The following is a 19,760-nucleotide window of genomic DNA, read 5'->3' on the forward strand; positions in this document are numbered from 1 at the left end:
CCTGCAAGCAGGATACGACACAGGGCGAGGATTATCAAGCATAAGAAATTATATGGGTCATACCCCTATAATGTAAAAGTGACCCATCAACGATGGGCCACTCATATTAACAGGATTTAGAAACCAGAAGACTGGTTACTGACTCTGTCTTTAGGAAACTAGAATGTGATTTTTACAGAAGGAGTCAAGGTAAAATCGCCATCGATGACATAAGCGCCATCAAGAGCATACTTTACACCACCCATGGTGTAATTTGCACCTGCACCAATTTTGGTGGAGATGTTGGAAAGGTCAGTGAGAGTAACAGAAGCGGAAAGACCGACATTCTCGATACCAGCATAGGAAGCAGAAACCTTAAGGTTGCTAGTTCCGTCGAAGAGCTGATATTCAGTCCAGCCACTTACGTCTCCATAAGAAGCACTCAAAGCAGCAAGCAGGTTGTTTTCTTTCTGTCCGAGGAAGTATGTGTCAATGGCTGAAGCCTTGAGACCGAAGTCAAGACCGGCAAGAGCTGCAACATCTACACAAACTGAACCGCCAATAGCACCATCTGCATCAATTGTGGAAGTCCACTTGTTTTCTGCATAGTTGGTATAAGCAACAGCAGCAGATACACCATCAACTGGAGCAAACTTTGCACTCAAACCGAAAGGTTTGTTGACCTTGTCGGTAGGATCTGCAGTTGCATTAACAGTAACCATAGAACCATAACCAACAGTTACAGAAGTGGAGTAAGCACCCTTCTGGCGAACCTTGTAACCTTCGTCACCAACGGTACCGTTAGGATCAGAATATACATTGAGGCCACTCATGGTGCCACTGTTTCCGATTGCCAAAGTAATGGTTACATCACCCATGTCAGTTCCCTGAGCAGCAAGAGCTTTGTCAAGGTAGATAGTACCAGTGCCTTTAACAGCATTGTCATCACCAAAAGTAAAAAGATCACTTGCAACAGCAACTTTCCAGAAATCACCAGTAATGGCAAGACCATCAGTATTAATTTCAGGGGTGTTTGCAACAGTGATTGCTGATGTCCCTGAAGTATACGTGTAGCCAGCCTTAAAGGATCCAGTCAATGTGACAGGAGCAGCAACCAAGGAAGCTGCAACTATGAGAGCCAGAGCCAGAGTCAATACAAACTTTTTCTTCATGACGTAAATCTCCATTTTTTTTGCGTGAGAGTTAATTTGTAACATCAGTATGTCGATGCAATTTGTAAGTAGAATGGAAGAAACTTGACGGAATTGTGTATTAATGTGGGTGGAACTTGTATAATATAGAAGTAATGTGAACAAATAGGTAGTATATGTAGTTATTGTGTTCGGATACCCTATTTATGAAGAAAATGAGAAGGTTACACCGACATTATCAGATACTCTGTCAAGATTCTTGAAGTCCTTAACTGGTTCTATTATCATATAATTATGATATACCTTATAGCCTCTGACATCCATGGAAGTGCATATTTTACGCATAAACTCATCGATGCCTACATGAAAAATGATGCTTCCCGTTTAATCCTCCTTGGTGATATTCTTTACCACGGCCCAAGAAATGACCTACCCCTCGAGTATAACCCCAAAAAAACATATGCGCTACTAAATATGTACAGAGATTCTATTCTTTGTGTGAGAGGCAATTGCGATGCAGAAGTAGACCAGATGGTATTGGAGTTTCCCCTCATGGCAGACTACGCTACCCTTTTTCTGGAGGAATTGGGAGGAAGGATGATCTATCTTACCCATGGTCATCATTTCAATGCGGATAACCTCCCCCCTATGCAAAAAGGAGACATCCTCATAAATGGACACACACACCTACCTGTGGCAAAGGAAGAGAATGGATTTGTTTTTTTGAACCCAGGTTCAATATCGATCCCCAAGGGGGGATGGCCAAACAGTTATATATTATATAAGGATAGAACCTTTACGGTCCTTGACTTCGAAGACAATGTACTCATGAGCCTTACCATTTCAGGGTAACAACAACTGTTTTTCCCTTCTGCTCAATGGTGGCTTTGCCACCGTGGAGCCTCATGATTTGATTGACAATAGGCAATCCAAGGCCGCTTCCACCAGTGCTGCGTCCTACATCGCCCCTCGTCCAGGGTTCAAAGAAATCGACCCCTTCACGGAGAACCCCGTCGTTGGAGATGATCATAGAGTTTTCCCTGATTTCCCACACAATAGCCTTCGCCCCTGACTGAATGGCATTGGACAGCAGGGCTTGCGTTGCCTTCTGCAAAAGCGCTTCATCACCCTGAAGAGCCGGATTGCCATACTTTACCGTGACAAGATTGTTCTGTTGTGGAGAAAATTGATCCAACACGCTCTCTACAAACTCCTGCGAGTCGAAACTCCTGACTATGGCCTTTGCATCGGGACTCTGCAGATTTGCATAGAGCACCACTGAGGCAATCCGTTCCGAAAGCTCATCGTTTTCCTTCTTGATCATCGCAATAGTCTCTTCATTGAGGGGAAACACCCCGTCTACAATACCATCGAGGGCCAGCTTCATCGAAGTAACCGGCGTATTGAGATCATGGCTGATCCCTCTCAGCCAAACCTGCCGGCTTTCCTTGTTTCTCAATAGCGTATCGTCCAGCTGCCTGATCGATTCGTTTATAACCAATTGCTCGTCAATCTTTGTATCAGGGAGAGAAACTCCGTTCTCCCCGCTACTGAGCCTACCCAAGGCAGACTGGATCCCCTTGGTGTACTGTTCACCTTTTCGGGAAAGCGAAGCTGCCATCATGAGCGAAATAAGCACAGCCAACGGTATCGACCATAAAAAAGGTCCCATCAGGCCAAAAAGCAACCTGCTCGTACTTTTATAGGTGAAAGGAGTGAAGGTCAAAACATCAACATTGCAGATTGTCTCATTGTTGTAGATAACATTGAAGCTACCGGCAATATCACTGGCCCGTACCTCGGGAGGCAACAGGATAGTTTCCGACTTCTCACTCTTCTGCTTGGTTTTCATAGTCGAGACAACACCGTCGAGATTGATAATCTTCAACGAATAGACCTCGGACTGCTGCTTCACCGAGGTGAAACCATCCTTGTCTACCATTTTGCTAGCAGGGGACAGGTTCCCGAAATAACTCGAACCATCATGGAACATGACCTCAGCAGGAACTTTGAAACCGATGGAATTCTGAGGCAGGTCATCCCCTCGCCGGGTCTTTCCGAAAGCAACGGCCACAGAACCATCGGGATTCCGCAAATATAGGCCGCTAACCCGGTCATCGGCAGAACTGACCAGGACCCTTATGATATTGGCGATAGACCATCCACTTTCAGGCATTTCCGCTTCCAACCGGCTGGAAAACGTTTCGAGATACTCCTGGAATACGGTGTCGGTCCATTCCTTGCGCTGCCTTTCCCCATTGAAAAAAAACACAGCAATCTGGATTGCCAGAAATACTGCGACTACAGCAACAAAACCGAAAAACAGCCTGAAGAATTGTTTTCTCATTCCACCACACTTTCTTTGCGATACCCGATGAACCGATACCCGTAGCCCCTGACTGTCTCGATCCATTGGGCCTCGCCCAGTTTGGAGCGGATATTCTTGATATGGGTATCGACGATGCGTTCATAGGAATCAAAATTGTAATCGAAACACTGCTCGAGAATCTGGGCACGGGTAACCAAATGATGGGAATTCTTCACCAGGTAGCCAAGGATACGCCATTCTGCGGCAGTAAAGATCACATCTACGCCATCTACGGTAAGCCGGTGCTCCTTGGTGTCGAACATCATGATATGGTCGCCACTGTAAAGCAGTCCATCGTCAGCACTCTTCGCCTTGGTATGATTGAATCTCCTAATCACAGCTTGGACGCGCAAAACCAATTCCTTGGGCGAAAAAGGCTTTGAAATATAGTCATCAGCACCAAGCTCGAATCCCATGATCCTATCGCTTTCCTCGGTGCGTGCGGTCATAAAGATGACAGGGCAGTCATACTGGGCCTTGATCTGTTTGACAAAAGAAAAACCATCTCCGTCAGGAAGCATGACATCCTGGATCAGAAGCGCTGGCACAAAACGGGCAAAAGCTTCCTTTGCAGCAGCCAAGGTTGAAAAACCCTGGACTTTATAGCCGGAAAGCTCCAGATATTGCTTAACCCCTTCGCGGATCAAATCATGGTCTTCAACCACATAGATTACGTTCACGTTTTCAGAGGATGCATCCATTCCTTATTACCTATTCCTTGTCTTCAGAGGCTACTACAGCATGGGAAGCTGTGCTATGGCCGGCAAAACGATATCCGTATCCTCTGACCGTCTCAATCCACTGGGATCCAAGCGGCCCCATTTTTGCCCGCATATTCTTCACGTGGGTGTCTACGATTCGGTCATACGATTCAAAGCTATAATCAAAACAATGCTCCAAAATCTGGGAGCGGGTGATGAGAATCCCGCTATTGCTCACCAGATAACTCATGATCCGCCATTCAGCAGCGGTGAGGGGAACCTGTTTGCCATCGATGGAGAATAGATGGGAAACCTCGTCGAGCTGCATTATGGAATTCCCCATTACCCAGGTCGAACCGCTGCGGAAAGCAGAAACGCTCACATCGATACGCCTGAACAACGCATGGACCCTCAGCACCAGTTCCTTGGAGGAGAAAGGCTTACAGATATAGTCGTCGGCTCCAAGCTCAAAGCCCAGGATCCGGTCGCTCTCGGCAATCCTTCCTGAGACAAAAATGACCGGGAATACATAATTCTGCTTCAACTTCTTGATATAGGAAAAACCATCGCCATCGGGAAGGTTTACATCCAACAACAACAAATCGGGCACTTGCCTGGCAATTGCCAACTGGACCCCATGCAGCTCCTCAAAGGCCTGAACCTCGTACCCCGACAATTCCAAGTACTGTTTCATTCCCTCTCGGTCACTGGCATTAGCATCTACGATATATATCAGTTTCATATTTGTAACGTCACCATACCTTTCATATTCTGGCAAGAGTCAGCCAGTACTCAACATATTACTACACAATTACCACTTATACTCTATAAATAATCATCACAGTGTGAGGATTGTGTCAAATCATTCATAGATTCTTTGGGCACAGACTTATCCTTTCCAATCTATTCATTAAAAACTGATACTAACGGTGAGCCCCCTCCTTGTTGCAAACGAATTCCCTGCACGGTACACTGGCAACGTGAAAAAGAGACACCCCACCCTTATCGTGGATTTAAGCATATTCTTGCTCTGCATTGCCATTCTCATTCTGCTTTTTGCAAACCAACAGAGCAAAGGAGGCGGGTACCTGCAGGTCGAAAGCCCAGGCGGAACCTACCGGTATAGCCTGGCCACAGACACACATTTCCATGTATCAGGCCCGCTCGGGGAGACCGAAATCGAGATCGCAGGGGGGAAAGCCCGGATCGTAGACTCACCCTGTCCCACTAAAAGCTGCACCCGCCAACTTCCCATCTCAACGGGAAACGGTTGGGTCGCCTGCCTGCCCAACCAGATACTCTTGACCATCGTCTCTTCCCCAGACCAAAGTGCGGAGGTTGATGATGTCGCGAATTGAACGAAAAATTGCTTTTGTCGCAGCTACCACCCTCCTGTGTGCAACCTTGGAATACCTTATTCCAAAACCCCTGCCGTTTCTCAAGCTCGGGCTGGCGAACTTGCCGTTGCTCATCTGCCTGGAGTTTTTTACCTTCAAGCAATTCTTCATCCTATTGCTACTCAAATCTATCGGGCAGGGGTTTGTGAGCGGGACATTGTTTTCGTACCTCTTTCTCATATCACTTGCCGGCACGCTATCCAGCGGTATCATCATGAAGGCTTTGAAAAGCCTGTTCAAAGACCGAATCTCCCTTGTAGGCTGCAGCCTGGCAGGGGCAATGGCCAGCAATTTCGCCCAGTTGCAAGTCGCCTCCGTCGTTGCCTATGGGAAAGCTATCTGGGTGGCTGCCCCCCTGATGCTCTCAATCGGTCTTGCAAGCAGTTTTGTCCTCGGCCTTCTGGCTCAAATCTATCAACAAAGGGGAACGATACCCGCTCTGTTGCAAACAGATACGCTCGAACTCTCGCTCCCGCTTATGCAGGAACGGGAACACAATGCATCGGTAGCGATTGCTTCCCTACTGTGCATATTGGCAATCTTGCTGGTTGACCAATTCCCGGCCCTTGCCCTCATTACCCTGCTTATGTATGTCCTGCAATTTATCGCCCACCGCAGGATACTGGTCATCCCCCCGTTGATGCTGCTGTTTTCCATGGTCCTGCTCAGCCTGTTTGAACCCAACGGCAAAGTCCTGCTGTCCATCGGATCGGTTGCCCTCACCGATGGTGCGCTCAACCTTGCCCTGGTCAAGGCCCTGCGCTTGGTATGCCTGCTCAGTGCAAGCCAATGTATCAGCGCAAGCAACCCGAATCTCAAGGGCAGGCTGCTTGCCTATATTCCTTTGACCTTAGGGTATTTCAACCTTCTCTCCTCCTCGTTTAAAAGCGGAGGAGGCTCGCTTATCGAACGAGTCGATAGAGCCCTTATAGCTACTGCAAGTGGGGAACATACCGTTACGGTACGCGGGAAAAAAGCAGCAAGGACCATTTCGAAGCCACTTTTCTCCCTTGTTTCTTTTTGCGTATGTTCTGTAGCAATTCTCAGTAAATTCTTGTTTTAAGTAATTTATTTCACATTATTTAAACATAATAGTATTTTATTTACAATTAATTCAAACTTTCTTATCATTGTTATTTCTAATCATGCAATCTCCACATGCTATAGTTTAATATTTATATTTTTTTATCTATTTCATATTGACCTTATTAGATAAAAATTTATATATTCAAGCCATCTAACAACCAGGAGCTTAACCATGGCAGACAAAGAAAAAAAATCAGAGCCATTCGAAGGACAAGCAGACTTGCAAAACTTGATCGAACGCGTAAAACGCGCCCAGATCAAATTTGCTACCTATTCACAGGAACAGGTTGACGCTATTTTCAGGGCAGCGGCCATCGCTGCAAATGATGCTCGGATCTCCCTAGCCCAACAAGCCGTAGCAGAGACAGGCATGGGAATCATTGAAGACAAAGTAATCAAGAACCACTTTTCCGCTGAGTATATTTTCCATAAATACAAAGACGATAAAACCTGTGGCATCATCGAGAAGGACTCAGCGTTCGGAATCCAGAAGATTGCAGAGCCAAAAGGGGTCATCTGCGCTATCATCCCTACAACCAATCCTACCTCCACAGCTATCTTCAAGAGCCTCATCAGCCTCAAGACCCGTAATGCAATCATCTTCAGTCCCCATCCCAGGGCGAAGAACTGTACGTGCAATGCGGCGCGCATCATCCTGGAAGCCGCTGTGAAAGCCGGTGCTCCCGAGGACATTGTCGGCTGGATCGATGCACCCTCGATGGAAAAAACCGACTACCTCATGAAAAGCCCCTTGGTAAACCTCATCCTCGCTACCGGCGGCCCTGCCATGGTGAAAAGTGCCTATTCCTCCGGCAAACCGGCTATCGGCGTAGGACCTGGAAACACCCCTGCCCTTATTGAAAAGAGTGCGAATATCAAAATGGCTGTCAGCTCGATCCTTATGTCAAAGACCTTTGACAACGGCGTCGTATGCGCCAGCGAACAATCCATAATCTGCCACAAAGATATCTATGAGGAAGTAAAGAAGGAACTTGCCGACCGCGGAGCTGCTTTCCTTGATAAAGAGCAGGCTGATAAACTCGGTTCGGTTATCATTGACAAGAAAAGGGGAACGGTAAACCCGGCAATCGTTGGACAAAGCGCCTCCACTATCGCCAACCTTGCAGGTTTCGCTGTAGCCGCGAATGCTAAGGTCCTTATCGCTGAAGTCTCTGACATTAGCGAATCAGAACCCTTTGCCCATGAAAAACTCAGCCCGGTGCTTGCCATGTACAAGTGCGATAATTTTGGCGATGGGACCGACAAGGCTGCTAAACTGGTGGCTTTAGGTGGCTTTGGGCACACCAGCGTCCTGTATATCGATGAAACGGAACAGGATAAAATTGATACCTTTGGCAAAACGGTAAAAACCAGCAGGGTCTTGGTTAACATGCCGGCAAGCCAGGGAGCTATCGGGGACATCTACAATTTCATGCTCGAGCCTTCCCTTACCCTCGGTTGTGGATCCTGGGGAAACAACTCCATCAGCGAAAACGTCGGTCCAAAACACCTTTTGAACATCAAGACCGAAGCCTGCAGGAGGGAAAACATGCTCTGGTTCAAACTGCCTCCCAAAATCTATTTCAAATTTGGTTGTCTGCCCATTGCATTGCAGGAACTGAAAGGCAAGAAACGTGCCTTTATCATCACCGATGCCTTCCTGTTCAACAGCGGCATGGTAGAAAAAATTACCTCTGTCCTTGAACCGCTCGGAATCGAATGCGAATGCTTCCACCAAGTCAAACCCGACCCGACCCTTGCCACTATTACCGAGGGAATGAATATCATGAATGCCTTCAAGCCTGATGTGCTCATTGGCCTTGGCGGCGGATCCCCGATGGATGCCGCAAAGATCATGTGGTTGCTGTATGAACATCCCGAGGTAAAATTCGAAGGCCTTGCCCTGCGCTTCATGGACATCCAAAAGAGAATCTACGCCTTCCCCAACATGGGCAAGAAAGCGGAATTGGTATGCATCCCCACTACCAGCGGAACTGGTAGCGAAGTCACCCCGTTTGCCATCATCACCGATGAAAAAACCGGCATGAAATGGGCAATCGCCGACTATGCACTCACCCCCACGATGGCAATCGTGGACAGCGAGCTGGCTATGGGACAACCTAAGGGCCTGACTGCAAGTTGCGGTGTTGATGTCTTGACCCATGCCCTGGAAGCCTTGGCTTCAAGCATGTCCACCGATTTTACCAACGGACTCTCACTCGAGGCTGCCAGGATTATCTTCAAGTATCTTCCGACCGCCTACCGTGACGGCACTGACAAAAAAGCAAGGGAAAAAGTGCACGATGCCTCCACCATGGCCGGCATGGCCTTCTCCAACGCTTTCCTCGGGCTCTGTCATTCGATGGCACACAAGCTGGGGGCGGCCTTCCATGTACCCCATGGGATGGCAAACGCACTGCTCTTGACCAACATTATCCGCTATAACGCTACGGACAACCCGATCAAGCAGGCAGCATTCCCCCAGTATGAGTTCCCTTCGGCAGTAAGCCGGTATGCCAGGGCAGCAGACTACATTGCCATGCAGGTCAATGACCAGAGCAACACCCCTTACATTTCGGTAAGGCAGGATGCGAATCAGGATGAGAAAGTTGAGGCATTGATTGCGGGCATCGAAAAGCTGAAAGACGAGCTCAACATTCCCAAGTCTATCAAAGACTGGGGTGTGGACGAGGCATCCTTTTTGGCTATGGTCGATGAACTGTCGGTACGGGCATTCGACGACCAATGTACTGGAAGCAATCCCCGTTACCCACTGATCAGCGAGATCAAGCAACTATACCTTGATAGCTTCTATGGGAAAAAGTGGACCGAAAACAGATAGAAAAAGAACATAATCACCTTACTTGGGCTATCGCAGGGACATCCTTGCGGTAGCCTTTTCTCTGCAAGCCGTTACAGAATCCCAATCGAAAAAAACATACTGAAAAACTTAGTCAGGTAACATAAAACTGACTATCAACATTTTTTGCTACGGAAATACAATTTCTATGATTGCCTTGCACGTATATATAGAAAGCAGGTACCAGGTAAGAAATCCTCAAATTCCACGCCCTTTTGTACAGCCATGTTTGCCCAACATGGTACAGCTTTCTTTTTGTGCACGTAAATGATTCGAAATATGTTGAATAACAGCCTCATTTCGAAAAATGTCTAGCACTTACACTTGGCTTCATCCTCAAGACCGTAATGAAAGACAGGCGGCGGCGCAAGTATTGAAGCTCAAATTTTCCCAAAGCAACCTAGAACCAGGATGTCCCTTTCCAATCAGCAATCCTTCCCTACTCAATTCCGCTTCTGTACAAACCCTCCCTTCTTCAGCTACTATAGTCCCATGTTTGACTGTAAGCTCATTTGCACCGATATAGACGGAACCCTCCTGAATAGCGAACACCGCATCAGCGAAGAAAACAAGAAAGCCATCCAACTGGCAGTAAGCAAGAATATCCTTGTCTCTTTGGTGAGCGGAAGAATTGCGGGAAGCCTTGCTGTACTGCAGAGAGAACTTGGCATCACTGGCCCTTTGGGGTGTTATAGTGGCAGCCTTGTGCTTGATGGAGAAGAAATCTTGGCCTCCCACCCCATTACCAACGACCAGGCAAGAAGGATTCTCGCTTCCCTTGCCTCTTCAGGTCTGCAAGCCATCATTTTTGGCAAAGACCAGTGGTTTATCGACACAAGAGGAAAATGGCATGACAAGGAGGCGAATGTATCCCAGTATCCGGGAAAGGTCTGTAATTTTGCCTCTTTGTTGGATACTTGGGACAAGGAAGGAAAAACCCCCTATAAAATCCTATGCATGAGCGAAGACACGACACTAGTGCAAGAAGCGGAATTGCGATTACATCCTCTTTTCTCTTGTGAACTGAACATCTTCCGATCCTCTCCGCACTATCTGGAAATCTCTGCAAAGGGAATCGACAAGGGACATGCAGTGCATGCAATCTGTAAAAAATATGGGTTTTCTCCCTCGCAGGTCATGGCAGTAGGTGACTTCTACAATGACCTGGGCATGTTCCGTGAGGCAGGCTATTCTGTTGCCATGGGCAATGCCCCTTCAGATATCAAGAGCCAGGCAGATACGGTAACCCTCTCGAACAACGAGCATGGCCTCGCTGTCGCAATTCAGGCAATCCTATGAAAAAGAGCATCTCACTTTCACTCTACAAGGGACTGCCTCAGCCCATCTATGTGCTTTTCTTCGCCACAGTCATCAATGGCATAGGCATCTTTGTCTATCCGTTTCTGGCCCTCTATTTGACTCAACGCCTCCATTACTCTGCCTGGGAGGCGGGTCGGTTCATGACCTTTGCCTCGGTACTCTATATTCCGGGTTCCTTTATCGGAAGCAAACTTGCCGACAGTTTTGGGCGAAAACCCGTTATGGTGGTATTCCAGCTCTTGATGGATTTCTGCTTTATCCTTTGCGGCTTTTTAGAAGGCTCTGCGATCGTACCCTACCTTGTTCTTCTGGGCCTGTTCTTTGACGGGGCTGTCGACCCAGCCCGGGAAGCGCTTAAAACCGATGTGACAAACCAGGAAAACAGACAGGTTTCCTTCTCGCTCATCTACCTGGGCCACAACCTTGGGTATGCCTGCGGTCCGGTTATCGCCGGATATCTCTTCTACAAGGCTCCCCAATGGATATTCTGGGGTAATGCCCTGGCTGGAATCTTCTCGATCATCCTGGTACTAGCAAAGGTAAAGGAAAGCAACCCAACCCACGAACAGCTCGAGGAAAGCAAAAAATCCAATTCCACAGAAAAAGCAGAGGATGGCGGATTGCTCAAAGCCTTGCTCACGCGGCCTACCCTGTTGCTGTTTGCTTTTTTCGTGACCTTTTACAGCTTTGCCTACAGCCAGACGCTCTTTGCCCTTCCCCTCTGGACCACTGAGCTATTCCAAACAAACGGAGCAACAATCTATGGCCTGATGATGACTGTCAATGCACTTGTGGTAGTTTTCTTCACGCCGCTTTTCGTCAGTGCCTTACGGTCGAACCATCCTTTGCTCAATACCGCTATCGCAGGTCTGCTCTACGCCCTTGGTTTCTCGCTTCTGGCATTGGCAAAGGTACCCACTGCATTTTATCTGCTGGCTGTGGTTTTCACGTTTGGTGAAATCATATCTGCAACCAACGAACAGTTCCATGTGGCCAACAACACCCCGATGAGCCATCGAGCGCGTTTCAGTGCAATATTGCCAATTATCATGGGAACCGGGCATGCAATCGCACCCATGGTTGCAGGCACAATCATAGAAAAGTATTCGATGGGATGGGTATGGATAACCGCAGGAGCATCGGCGCTTTTCGGCGCGCTCGGGATCACCTCGCTCTATCTCTATGATTGTCGCAAGAAAAAGAAGAAAGCCCTGTGCTAAAAAGAAGCCCCTGGAAGTATCCAGAGGCTTTTCAATTCCTTAGCTGAGCAAAGCAAGTAATGTTTCAACTGCTTCTTTGGGAAAGAGCTCACCCTGGTCCTTTTCAAGCAACCCCTGCAAAAAGGCTCTGACCTCCTCACTCTGGGGCAACATGAACCCTGCCTCCCTCAGGCAATCCTCTGCCATAATCCTATTCGATTTCTCGAAAGCCTTTGCCAATTGACGTTCAAGCGGATTGGACGAAGTCTTTGCAATTACGGCGGCAAAGTGTTCCTGGGCAACCTTGTTTTCTGCCATCACACGCAAAAAAGCTTTCATTTCCCTGCTTTTCTCCTGCGGAGGCGCATAGTTGTCATACACAAAATAGAGGGCATGGGAAGGACAAGCATCCACACAAAGACGGCAACCATCCAGGCATTTTGTAAAATCGACCTGTCCATCCTCAGTGTCGGTAGCCCCGGTGGGACATACAAACAGACATAGACAGTCTTTGGTACAAAGGTTGATATTTCTCGCTGCATGCATTATTGGGCCTCCCTTACTACTTGAGAGAATCGAGACCGGGGAGCTTTGCAGATTGGGCAAATCTCAGGCGGTGCATCGGAAACGGTAACAAACCCGCAAATCTCACACACAAAGACTTTCGTGTCCTGCAACAACTCGTCTTTCATTTTCTCCTGCCTATCCAAAAGCGATTTCAAGAGTTTTGAGACTTTCTCACCCCAAACCAAAGCCCTGAGCGCCCCTCGATCACCTTCAAGGGTGGCCTGTTCCTTTCCCTTTGGGTATCCTGCCGACAAATCCTTCATGACCAAAGGCATCAAATCCTGCATTTGCTGGCTTTCCGGGGGAATGACCCCTACCAGATAGAACTCTGCCAATTGGGTAAAAAGGAGTTCCTCCTTCTTTCGCAACTGCTTTGCACACGCCTTGGCAAGATTAGAACAAAGGGCTCCTAATTCACTGCGAGACATCTCATGTAATGTTTCCATACGGCAGTCTCCTCTTACGTTCTCTTGCTACCAGTATATCACACATAAAGTTACCTGATAAAATAGCATTTTTCTTAAAAGAAGCCCTTCCTCCAGGCACAACAAACCTAACAAAAAACCACAAACTGGATTATTTTGTCCATATGTTGCATTTCTAACATATTTTGTACTTTTTTACAAATAATTCACTATAAGTGACAATATTTCGACACGTGTCTAATTTGTATTGCTATGATTTCCTATGAACATCCCACAAATTGGACTGATAATCAAAAAACTCAGAATTGAACTGCATATGACCCAGCAGGAATTGATAGAAAAAGCGTATTTAACCAGAAGCCAGATTTACTATATTGAAACCTGTAAAAAAATACCCCGAAAGCCAACCTTGGATAACATCTGCCTGGCTCTCGGGATAAGTTATTGCGAACTGATCAACTATCAATACTCGTTCGATTCTTCGACACCAAGCATATCTTCAATGGAAGCCCCCGGGGCTACCATAGGGTAAACCTTGTCGTCAAGAGGTATCTCACAATCGATAACAACAGGCTCATGCAAATCGAACGCAGCCTGGAGGATTGCCAAAGGGTCATCCTCCTTATGTATATGCATACCATGGACCCCAAAGGCCTTGGCAAGCATAACCCAGTCTACAGGTGTATCGAGAGTGGTTTCGCTATAGCGTTTATCAAAGAACAACGTCTGCCACTGGCGTACCATCCCAAGGGTCTGGTTGTTCATCAGCAAGATGATTACCGGCAATTTATACCTGGCAATGGTTGCCAGCTCATTGCAGTTCATCCTGAAACAACCGTCCCCGGCAACGTTCACGACCCTGCTGCCAGGATTACCGCATTGCGCCCCGATGGCAGCCCCTGTTCCATAGCCCATGGTCCCCAGTCCACCACTGGTCATAAAATGACCAGGCAATTCATGCTTGAGAAACTGAGCCGCCCACATCTGGTTCTGCCCTACCTCGGTTGCAACAAACGACCCCGGGGGCATAACCTTCTGTAACGCGCCAAGGATTTCCTTGGGCCGTATGCTCTCGCCCTCTACCCTTATGGGATAGCGCTTCTTATAAGACTGGACCTGCTCCATCCATTTGCCATGTTCAAGCGTCTTTTCGATGCGCTTGTTGAGCTCAGTGAGAACAACCTTAACATCGCCCACGACATGACAGAACGTCTTTATATTCTTGTCTATCTCTGCCGGGTCGACATCTATCTGTACAATCTTAGCATTACGGGCAAAGGCGCTGGCCTTGCTTACCACACGGTCGCTGAACCGTGCCCCGATAACAATAAGCAGGTCGCAGGCAGAAACACACATATTGGACACTTTCGTCCCATGCATACCAACCATACCGGTAAACCGTTCGCTGTAGGAGCTTACGGCGCCGCAACCCATCAAGGAAACACAGGCAGGGGCATCGATCAAAGAAAGGAACTTTTCAAGTTCATCCGAAGCCTTCCCCCTGATTACCCCGCCACCTACATAACACATAGGCCTTGCAGCATGCTGTATCAGATCGAGGGCCTGTTCGAGGCTTTTCTCGCTGAGCCGTTCCGTCCTAGGCAGGATCTCTTTGGGGACGGAAGGTTCATAGTCACACTGGTGCTGGGTAATATCCTTGGGAAGGTCGACAAGCACAGGACCTGGCCTTCCTTCCTGGGCAATCCTGAAGGCAGAGCGGATTGTCTCGGCAAGCTCACAAACATCCTTCACAATGAAATTATGCTTGGTTACCGGCATGGTAATACCGGAGATATCGACTTCCTGGAAACTATCCCGTCCCAGCAAAGGTACCGGAACATTTCCGGTAAGAGCAACCAGGGGAACACTGTCCATATAGGCAGTGGCAATACCGGTTACCAGATTGGTCGCCCCCGGTCCGCTCGTGGCAATACAGACGCCGACTTTCCCCGTTGAACGGGCATACCCGTCGGCAGCGTGGCTGGCCCCTTGTTCATGGGCGGTCAGGATATGGGTTATCCTGTCTTTGTTCTTGTACAACGCATCATAGAGGGGCAATACCGAACCACCGGGATATCCGAATACGGTATCGACGCCCTGTTCCACCAAACATTCAATAATTATCTGGGCACCGGTTATCTGCATGGTATGTTCTCCTATTTTTTTAAACGATCAATCCTTGAATACTGCACCGCTTGCGGCACTGGTAACCTGCTTGGCATAACGGGCCAAGTACCCCGTCGTAATCGGTGAAGGTTTGCACTTCCACCGCTCTTTTCGTTCAGCCAGAGTTGCCTCGTCGACCAACAATTCGAGTTTTCCCTTGGTGATGTCTATGCTGATACTATCTCCTTCCTCAATCAGTGCGATAGGCCCGCCTTCAGCAGCTTCAGGGCTTACATGCCCTATGGAAGCTCCCCGCGTAGCCCCACTGAACCGTCCATCGGTAATGAGCGCCACTTCCTTGTCCAGGCCCATACCCGCAATGGCAGAAGTCGGGGAAAGCATCTCTCTCATCCCCGGGCCACCCTTTGGCCCTTCATAACGGATAACCACGACATCACCGCTTTTGATCTTTCCACCGAAAATAGCCTTGATGACATCCTCTTCGCTTTCAAAGACCCTTGCAGGCCCCTGATGCACAAGCATCTTGGCATCGACGGCACTTCGTTTTACCACGGCCCCATCGGGGGCAAGGTTGCCACGGAGCACTGCAATGCCCCCGGTTACCGAATAGGGGTTGTCAATCGGCCTGACGACCTCTGGGTCATAGTTTTTGGCGCTGCCATACAGTTCCCCGATTGTCCTGCAACTAACGGTAGGGAGGTCAGGGTTTAGCAATCCCTTTTTCCCCAGCTCATGCATGACTGCCATAACGCCGCCTGCTCGGTACAAGTCCTCGATATGGTGTTTGCCTGCCGGGGCAAGGTGGCAGAGGTTGGGAACCTTTGCACTTATCTCGTTCGCCAGGAAAATATCGAGATCGACATGCGCCTCATGGGCGATTGCAGGGATGTGGAGCATGGTGTTGGTACTGCAGCCAAGGGCCATATCCACAGCCAGGGCATTCTTGAATGCCTCGAGTGTAAGGATATCCAACGGCCTGATGTTCTTTTTGAGCAATTCCATGATCATGTACCCGGCTTCCTTGGCCAGACGGTCGCGTGCACTGTACACAGCCGGGATCGTCCCGTTGCCAACCAAGCCCATCCCGATAGCCTCGGTAAGGCAGTTCATGCTGTTTGCCGTGTACATTCCGCTGCAAGACCCGCAGGTAGGACAGGCGTTGTCCTCATAGCTGTGAAGCTGTTCATCACTCATGGTCCCGGCAGCATGGCTTCCTACAGCCTCGAAAACCGTAGAGAGGCTCATGCCACAGCTATCGCCCCCCGGTACATGGCCGGCGAGCATAGCCCCGCCGGAAACAAAAATGGAAGGGATGTTCATACGGCAGGCAGCCATCAGCATCCCCGGGACTATCTTGTCACAGTTAGGTACGAATACCAGGGCGTCAAAAGGATGGGCGGTAGCCATTATCTCGATCGAATCGGCAATAAGCTCGCGGCTTGCCAAAGAATATTTCATCCCGGTATGGCCCATCGCGATGCCATCGCATACCCCGATAACCGGGAAGGAAACAGGATTCCCCCCAGCTGCTCGCACACCACTCTTTACTGCATCTACGATGCGGTTCAGATGGACATGCCCCGGGATAATCTCATTTGCCCCGTTGACGATGCCTATCATAGGCATATGTATCTCACGGTCAGTCCACCCAAGGGCCTTCATCAAAGACCTGTGTGGTGCTTTTTCGACTCCCTCGGTCATCACTGAAGATCGTTTCTTGCTATCGTCCATGCTTTTTCCTCCCCTGTTACAGGGCCTGGGCGATCAAGTCACCCATCTCTTTTGTACCGACCTTTTTCATCGATTCGGTATAGATGTCTGCGGTGCGGTACCCCGCATCGAGAACTTTCGAAACAGAATCTTCGATTGCCGCTGCCTCTGATTCCATCGAAAAAGAGTAGCGGAGCATCATCGCCACCGAAAGGATGGTGGCAATGGGATTTGCGATATCCATCCCTGCAATGTCGGGGGCACTGCCATGAATAGGCTCGTACATGCCGAAACTATCGCCACGCAGGGAAGCCGAAGGCAACATCCCGATCGAACCGGTAATCTGCGAGGCTTCATCACTGAGGATATCGCCAAACATATTCTCGGTCACGATGACATCGAACTGCCGAGGGTTGCGCACCAGCTGCATGGCCGCATTGTCCACGTAGAGGTGGTTGACCGCAACATCCGGGTATTCGCTTGCAAGGTGTTCCACAATCTCCCTCCACAGCTGGCTGGAATTGAGAATGTTCGCCTTGTCGACGGAAGTCAGTCTCTTCTTGCGTTTCTGCGCGATTTCAAAGCCCTTGCGTACGATACGCTCGATTTCAGCTGTGGTATAACTCATCGTGTCATAGGCCTTGTCACCATCACGGCCGCGCTCGCCGAAGTAGATTCCGCCGGTGAGTTCACGCACTACCATAATGTCCAGGCCTTCGCCGACAATCTCATTCTTCAGGGGACAGGCATCGGCAAGCTGTTTGTACAGGATTGCCGGACGGAGGTTGCAGAACAACCCCATCCCGCCGCGAAGGCCCAAAAGGGCTTTTTCCGGACGGAGGTCGCTCGCTACCTTGTCCCACTTCGGACCCCCGACGGCGCCAAGGAGAACACTGTCACTCTTGCTGCAGCCGGCCAGGGTTTCCTCGCTGAGGGGTTTCCCGGTCGCATCGATGGCACAGCCACCTGCAAGGTAGGTATCATAGGTAAAGGTATGGCCGAACTTTTTTCCAACCACATCGAGGACTTTGACTGCCTCAGCGACAATGTCCGGTCCGATCCCGTCTCCGGGAACCAATGCTATATGTTTTTTCATTTTGCACCTTCCTTGGCTTGTTTGGAAATATAGCCTGCAAGGCCACCGGCAGCAATCAAATCCTGCATAAAGGGAGGAAAGGGCTCAGCCTGGAAGGTCTTGCCACTGGTCTCGTCGGTAATCTTACCGGTAGAGAAATCCACCGACACTACATCACCTGCCTTGATCGAATCACAGGCTTCGGGGCACTCAAGGATCGGGAGCCCGATGTTAATCGAGTTCCTGTAGAAAATGCGGGCGAACGTGCGGGCGATGACGCAGGAGATGCCGCTTTCCTTGATGGCTATCGGGGCATGCTCACGGCTGGACCCACAACCAAAGTTCTTGTCGGCTACGATGATATCCCCGCTTTTCACCTGTTTGATAAAATCGGCATCGATGTCTTCCATGCAATGGCTTGCAAGTTCCTTGTGGTTGGAGGTATTGAGATACCTCGCAGGGATGATGACGTCGGTATCGACGTTATCCCCATATCTGAAAACGCTACCTTTAGCCTGCATTATCGTCCCTCCTGTACTTTTTTCGGGTCTGCAATGTACCCTTCGATGGCACTTGCCGCGGCTACAGCCGGACTTGCAAGATATACTTCACTCTTCACATGGCCCATGCGGCCTACAAAATTCCTGTTTGTCGTGCTCACTGCCCGCTCCCCATCGGCGAGGATGCCCATATGCCCGCCGAGACAAGGTCCGCAGGTCGGGGTAGAAACAGCACAGCCACTATCAATGAAAATATCGAAAAGCCCGTCGTGCATGGCTTCTTTCCAGATTTTCTGGGTTGCCGGCAAAATGATGCACCTGACCCAAGGGGCGATTTTCTTTCCCTTGAGAATCGAGGCTGCCATCTGCAGGTCGCTGAGGTGCCCGTTGGTACAGGAACCGATGACAACCTGGTCGATTTTTACCTCACCCACATTATCGATAGTACGGGTATTGGAAGGGAGATGAGGAAAGGAGACCGTACTCTTGATGGTTGAAAGATCGATATCGATAACCCTGTCATACTCGGCATCGCTGTCTGCCTCATAGATTACCGGTTTGCGTTTGCAATGGGCCTCGAGATATGCAAGGGTGGTCGCGTCAACGGGAAAAATCCCGTTCTTGGCCCCGGCCTCAATGGCCATGTTGGCCACGGTGAAACGGTCATCCATGCTCATATTGGCAACGCCTTCGCCTACGAACTCCATGCTCTGGTACAAAGCCCCGTCGACCCCGATCATACCGATAATGTGCAAGATAAGGTCCTTGCCACAGATATACGGGGAAAACCTTCCGCTGAGGTTGAATTTAATGGCGGTGGGGACTTTGAACCAGGCCTTCCCGATTGCCATGCCACAGGCCATGTCAGTAGAACCGACACCAGTGGAGAAAGCCCCGAGGGCCCCGTACGTACAGGTATGGCTATCGGCCCCGATGACCAGATCCCCTGCACCTACCAGTCCTTTCTCGGGAAGCAAGGCATGCTCGATACCCATCTGCCCGACATCGAAATAATTGGTGATTCCCTGTTCTCCTGCAAAGGAGCGCAGACATTTGCACTGCTCGGCCGCCTTGATATCCTTGTTAGGGGCAAAGTGGTCGGGAACCAAGGCTACTTTCTCTTTGTCAAATACCTTGTCCTGCCCGAACTTTGAAAATTCGTTTATGGCTACGGGAGCAGTGATATCGTTTCCCAGCACCAAGTCAAGGTTTGCCATGATGAGCTGTCCCGGTCTGACCGAGTCCAGGTTTGCATGGTGTGCCAAGATTTTCTGCGTCATTGTCATGCCCATATT

General features: G+C 49.2%; 18 protein-coding genes. 7 read left to right on the forward strand and 11 right to left on the reverse strand.

Features of this window, described 5'->3' with window-relative positions; genetic code table 11:
* Positions 1–158 precede the first annotated feature (158 nt).
* Positions 159–1,151, reverse strand: a complete 993-nt coding sequence (locus SPIGRAPES_RS05060; RefSeq protein ID WP_014269693.1) for a hypothetical protein — start codon at positions 1,149–1,151, stop codon at positions 159–161.
* 273 nt (positions 1,152–1,424) lie between these two features.
* Here SPIGRAPES_RS05060 and yfcE point away from each other — a divergent pair, with 273 nt between their 5' ends.
* Complete coding sequence (gene yfcE, locus SPIGRAPES_RS05065) at positions 1,425–1,982, forward strand: phosphodiesterase (RefSeq protein WP_014269694.1); 558 nt, start codon at positions 1,425–1,427, stop codon at positions 1,980–1,982.
* Here the strand turns inward: yfcE and SPIGRAPES_RS05070 are convergent.
* From SPIGRAPES_RS05070 to SPIGRAPES_RS05080, 3 genes are read right to left on the reverse strand one after another with little or no spacing between them, the layout of a single operon-like run.
* Entirely contained in the window at positions 1,966–3,477 is a 1,512-nt protein-coding gene (locus SPIGRAPES_RS05070; RefSeq protein WP_014269695.1) for a sensor histidine kinase, read from the reverse strand. The two genes, yfcE and SPIGRAPES_RS05070, sit on opposite strands and share 17 nt — an antisense overlap.
* Positions 3,474–4,199: a response regulator transcription factor gene (locus tag SPIGRAPES_RS05075; protein ID WP_014269696.1), complete on the reverse strand. Its 726-nt coding sequence runs from the start codon at positions 4,197–4,199 to the stop codon at positions 3,474–3,476. Before SPIGRAPES_RS05075 ends, SPIGRAPES_RS05070 begins: the two co-directional genes overlap by 4 nt.
* Positions 4,200–4,209: 10 nt before the next feature.
* Positions 4,210–4,941 carry a response regulator transcription factor gene (locus SPIGRAPES_RS05080; protein ID WP_014269697.1) on the reverse strand — a complete coding sequence of 244 codons (732 nt, stop codon included), beginning with the start codon at positions 4,939–4,941 and terminating at the stop codon, positions 4,210–4,212.
* Between the two features lie 238 nt (positions 4,942–5,179).
* On the opposite strand from SPIGRAPES_RS05080, the gene SPIGRAPES_RS05085 reads away from it, so the two are divergent.
* The 5 genes from SPIGRAPES_RS05085 (at position 5,180) to SPIGRAPES_RS05105 (ending at position 12,082) form a co-directional block, all read left to right on the forward strand.
* The gene (locus SPIGRAPES_RS05085) at positions 5,180–5,557 is read left to right on the forward strand and encodes a NusG domain II-containing protein (protein WP_155816655.1); all 378 of its coding nucleotides are present in this window, start codon (positions 5,180–5,182) and stop codon (positions 5,555–5,557) included.
* Entirely contained in the window at positions 5,544–6,659 is a 1,116-nt protein-coding gene (locus SPIGRAPES_RS05090; RefSeq protein ID WP_014269699.1) for a Gx transporter family protein, read from the forward strand. Before SPIGRAPES_RS05085 ends, SPIGRAPES_RS05090 begins: the two co-directional genes overlap by 14 nt.
* Before the next feature lie 195 nt (positions 6,660–6,854).
* Positions 6,855–9,524, forward strand: coding sequence for a bifunctional acetaldehyde-CoA/alcohol dehydrogenase (adhE, locus tag SPIGRAPES_RS05095; protein WP_014269700.1), 2,670 nt, complete (start codon positions 6,855–6,857; stop codon positions 9,522–9,524).
* A gap of 510 nt (positions 9,525–10,034) precedes the next feature.
* Positions 10,035–10,841 (forward strand): Cof-type HAD-IIB family hydrolase, encoded by an 807-nt coding sequence (locus tag SPIGRAPES_RS05100; RefSeq protein WP_014269701.1) that lies wholly within the window; start codon positions 10,035–10,037, stop codon positions 10,839–10,841.
* A complete protein-coding gene (locus tag SPIGRAPES_RS05105; protein ID WP_014269702.1) occupies positions 10,838–12,082 on the forward strand; it encodes an MFS transporter in 1,245 nt (414 codons plus the stop codon). Before SPIGRAPES_RS05100 ends, SPIGRAPES_RS05105 begins: the two co-directional genes overlap by 4 nt.
* 39 nt (positions 12,083–12,121) lie before the next feature.
* On the opposite strand, the gene SPIGRAPES_RS05110 is transcribed toward SPIGRAPES_RS05105, so the two are convergent.
* Complete coding sequence (locus tag SPIGRAPES_RS05110) at positions 12,122–12,607, reverse strand: 4Fe-4S dicluster domain-containing protein (RefSeq protein WP_014269703.1); 486 nt, start codon at positions 12,605–12,607, stop codon at positions 12,122–12,124.
* Positions 12,607–13,074 (reverse strand): rubredoxin-like domain-containing protein, encoded by a 468-nt coding sequence (locus tag SPIGRAPES_RS05115; RefSeq protein ID WP_014269704.1) that lies wholly within the window; start codon positions 13,072–13,074, stop codon positions 12,607–12,609. The genes SPIGRAPES_RS05110 and SPIGRAPES_RS05115 overlap by 1 nt, the downstream gene beginning before the upstream one ends.
* 241 nt (positions 13,075–13,315) lie before the next feature.
* On the opposite strand from SPIGRAPES_RS05115, the gene SPIGRAPES_RS16785 reads away from it, so the two are divergent.
* Positions 13,316–13,585: a helix-turn-helix transcriptional regulator gene (locus SPIGRAPES_RS16785; protein WP_014269705.1), complete on the forward strand. Its 270-nt coding sequence runs from the start codon at positions 13,316–13,318 to the stop codon at positions 13,583–13,585.
* On the opposite strand, the gene ilvB is transcribed toward SPIGRAPES_RS16785, so the two are convergent.
* The 5 genes from ilvB to leuC are packed head-to-tail and all read right to left on the reverse strand — an operon-like array spanning position 13,516 to position 19,757.
* Positions 13,516–15,198, reverse strand: a complete 1,683-nt coding sequence (gene ilvB / locus SPIGRAPES_RS05120; protein ID WP_014269706.1) for a biosynthetic-type acetolactate synthase large subunit — start codon at positions 15,196–15,198, stop codon at positions 13,516–13,518. The two genes, SPIGRAPES_RS16785 and ilvB, sit on opposite strands and share 70 nt — an antisense overlap.
* A 27-nt stretch (positions 15,199–15,225) precedes the next feature.
* Complete coding sequence (ilvD, locus tag SPIGRAPES_RS05125) at positions 15,226–16,911, reverse strand: dihydroxy-acid dehydratase (protein ID WP_014269707.1); 1,686 nt, start codon at positions 16,909–16,911, stop codon at positions 15,226–15,228.
* 16 nt (positions 16,912–16,927) lie between these two features.
* The gene (leuB, locus tag SPIGRAPES_RS05130; RefSeq protein WP_014269708.1) at positions 16,928–17,986 is read right to left on the reverse strand and encodes a 3-isopropylmalate dehydrogenase; all 1,059 of its coding nucleotides are present in this window, start codon (positions 17,984–17,986) and stop codon (positions 16,928–16,930) included.
* Positions 17,983–18,486: a 3-isopropylmalate dehydratase small subunit gene (gene leuD, locus SPIGRAPES_RS05135; protein ID WP_014269709.1), complete on the reverse strand. Its 504-nt coding sequence runs from the start codon at positions 18,484–18,486 to the stop codon at positions 17,983–17,985. The genes leuB and leuD overlap by 4 nt, the downstream gene beginning before the upstream one ends.
* The gene (leuC, locus tag SPIGRAPES_RS05140) at positions 18,486–19,757 is read right to left on the reverse strand and encodes a 3-isopropylmalate dehydratase large subunit (protein ID WP_014269710.1); all 1,272 of its coding nucleotides are present in this window, start codon (positions 19,755–19,757) and stop codon (positions 18,486–18,488) included. Before leuC ends, leuD begins: the two co-directional genes overlap by 1 nt.
* Between the last annotated feature and the right edge of the window lie 3 nt (positions 19,758–19,760).

This window comes from Sphaerochaeta pleomorpha str. Grapes, assembly GCF_000236685.1.
In the GTDB taxonomy this organism is placed as follows: Bacteria; Spirochaetota; Spirochaetia; order Sphaerochaetales; family Sphaerochaetaceae; genus Sphaerochaeta; species Sphaerochaeta pleomorpha.

What these genes read in the sequence shown, in the direction of transcription:
- SPIGRAPES_RS05115 (WP_014269704.1), bottom strand. Translation starts at nt 13,074, where the DNA reads ATGGAAACATTACATGAGATGTCTCGCAGTGAATTAGGAGCCCTTTGT.
- SPIGRAPES_RS05060 (WP_014269693.1), bottom strand. Translation starts at nt 1,151, where the DNA reads ATGAAGAAAAAGTTTGTATTGACTCTGGCTCTGGCTCTCATAGTTGCA.
- SPIGRAPES_RS05075 (WP_014269696.1), bottom strand. Translation starts at nt 4,199, where the DNA reads ATGGATGCATCCTCTGAAAACGTGAACGTAATCTATGTGGTTGAAGAC.
- SPIGRAPES_RS05070 (WP_014269695.1), bottom strand. Translation starts at nt 3,477, where the DNA reads ATGAGAAAACAATTCTTCAGGCTGTTTTTCGGTTTTGTTGCTGTAGTC.
- leuD (WP_014269709.1), bottom strand. Translation starts at nt 18,486, where the DNA reads ATGCAGGCTAAAGGTAGCGTTTTCAGATATGGGGATAACGTCGATACC.
- SPIGRAPES_RS05105 (WP_014269702.1), top strand. Translation starts at nt 10,838, where the DNA reads ATGAAAAAGAGCATCTCACTTTCACTCTACAAGGGACTGCCTCAGCCC.
- leuC (WP_014269710.1), bottom strand. Translation starts at nt 19,757, where the DNA reads ATGGGCATGACAATGACGCAGAAAATCTTGGCACACCATGCAAACCTG.
- SPIGRAPES_RS05090 (WP_014269699.1), top strand. Translation starts at nt 5,544, where the DNA reads ATGTCGCGAATTGAACGAAAAATTGCTTTTGTCGCAGCTACCACCCTC.
- SPIGRAPES_RS05110 (WP_014269703.1), bottom strand. Translation starts at nt 12,607, where the DNA reads ATGCATGCAGCGAGAAATATCAACCTTTGTACCAAAGACTGTCTATGT.
- ilvB (WP_014269706.1), bottom strand. Translation starts at nt 15,198, where the DNA reads ATGCAGATAACCGGTGCCCAGATAATTATTGAATGTTTGGTGGAACAG.
- leuB (WP_014269708.1), bottom strand. Translation starts at nt 17,986, where the DNA reads ATGAAAAAACATATAGCATTGGTTCCCGGAGACGGGATCGGACCGGAC.
- SPIGRAPES_RS05100 (WP_014269701.1), top strand. Translation starts at nt 10,035, where the DNA reads ATGTTTGACTGTAAGCTCATTTGCACCGATATAGACGGAACCCTCCTG.
- ilvD (WP_014269707.1), bottom strand. Translation starts at nt 16,911, where the DNA reads ATGGACGATAGCAAGAAACGATCTTCAGTGATGACCGAGGGAGTCGAA.
- yfcE (WP_014269694.1), top strand. Translation starts at nt 1,425, where the DNA reads ATGATATACCTTATAGCCTCTGACATCCATGGAAGTGCATATTTTACG.
- SPIGRAPES_RS05080 (WP_014269697.1), bottom strand. Translation starts at nt 4,941, where the DNA reads ATGAAACTGATATATATCGTAGATGCTAATGCCAGTGACCGAGAGGGA.
- adhE (WP_014269700.1), top strand. Translation starts at nt 6,855, where the DNA reads ATGGCAGACAAAGAAAAAAAATCAGAGCCATTCGAAGGACAAGCAGAC.
- SPIGRAPES_RS16785 (WP_014269705.1), top strand. Translation starts at nt 13,316, where the DNA reads ATGAACATCCCACAAATTGGACTGATAATCAAAAAACTCAGAATTGAA.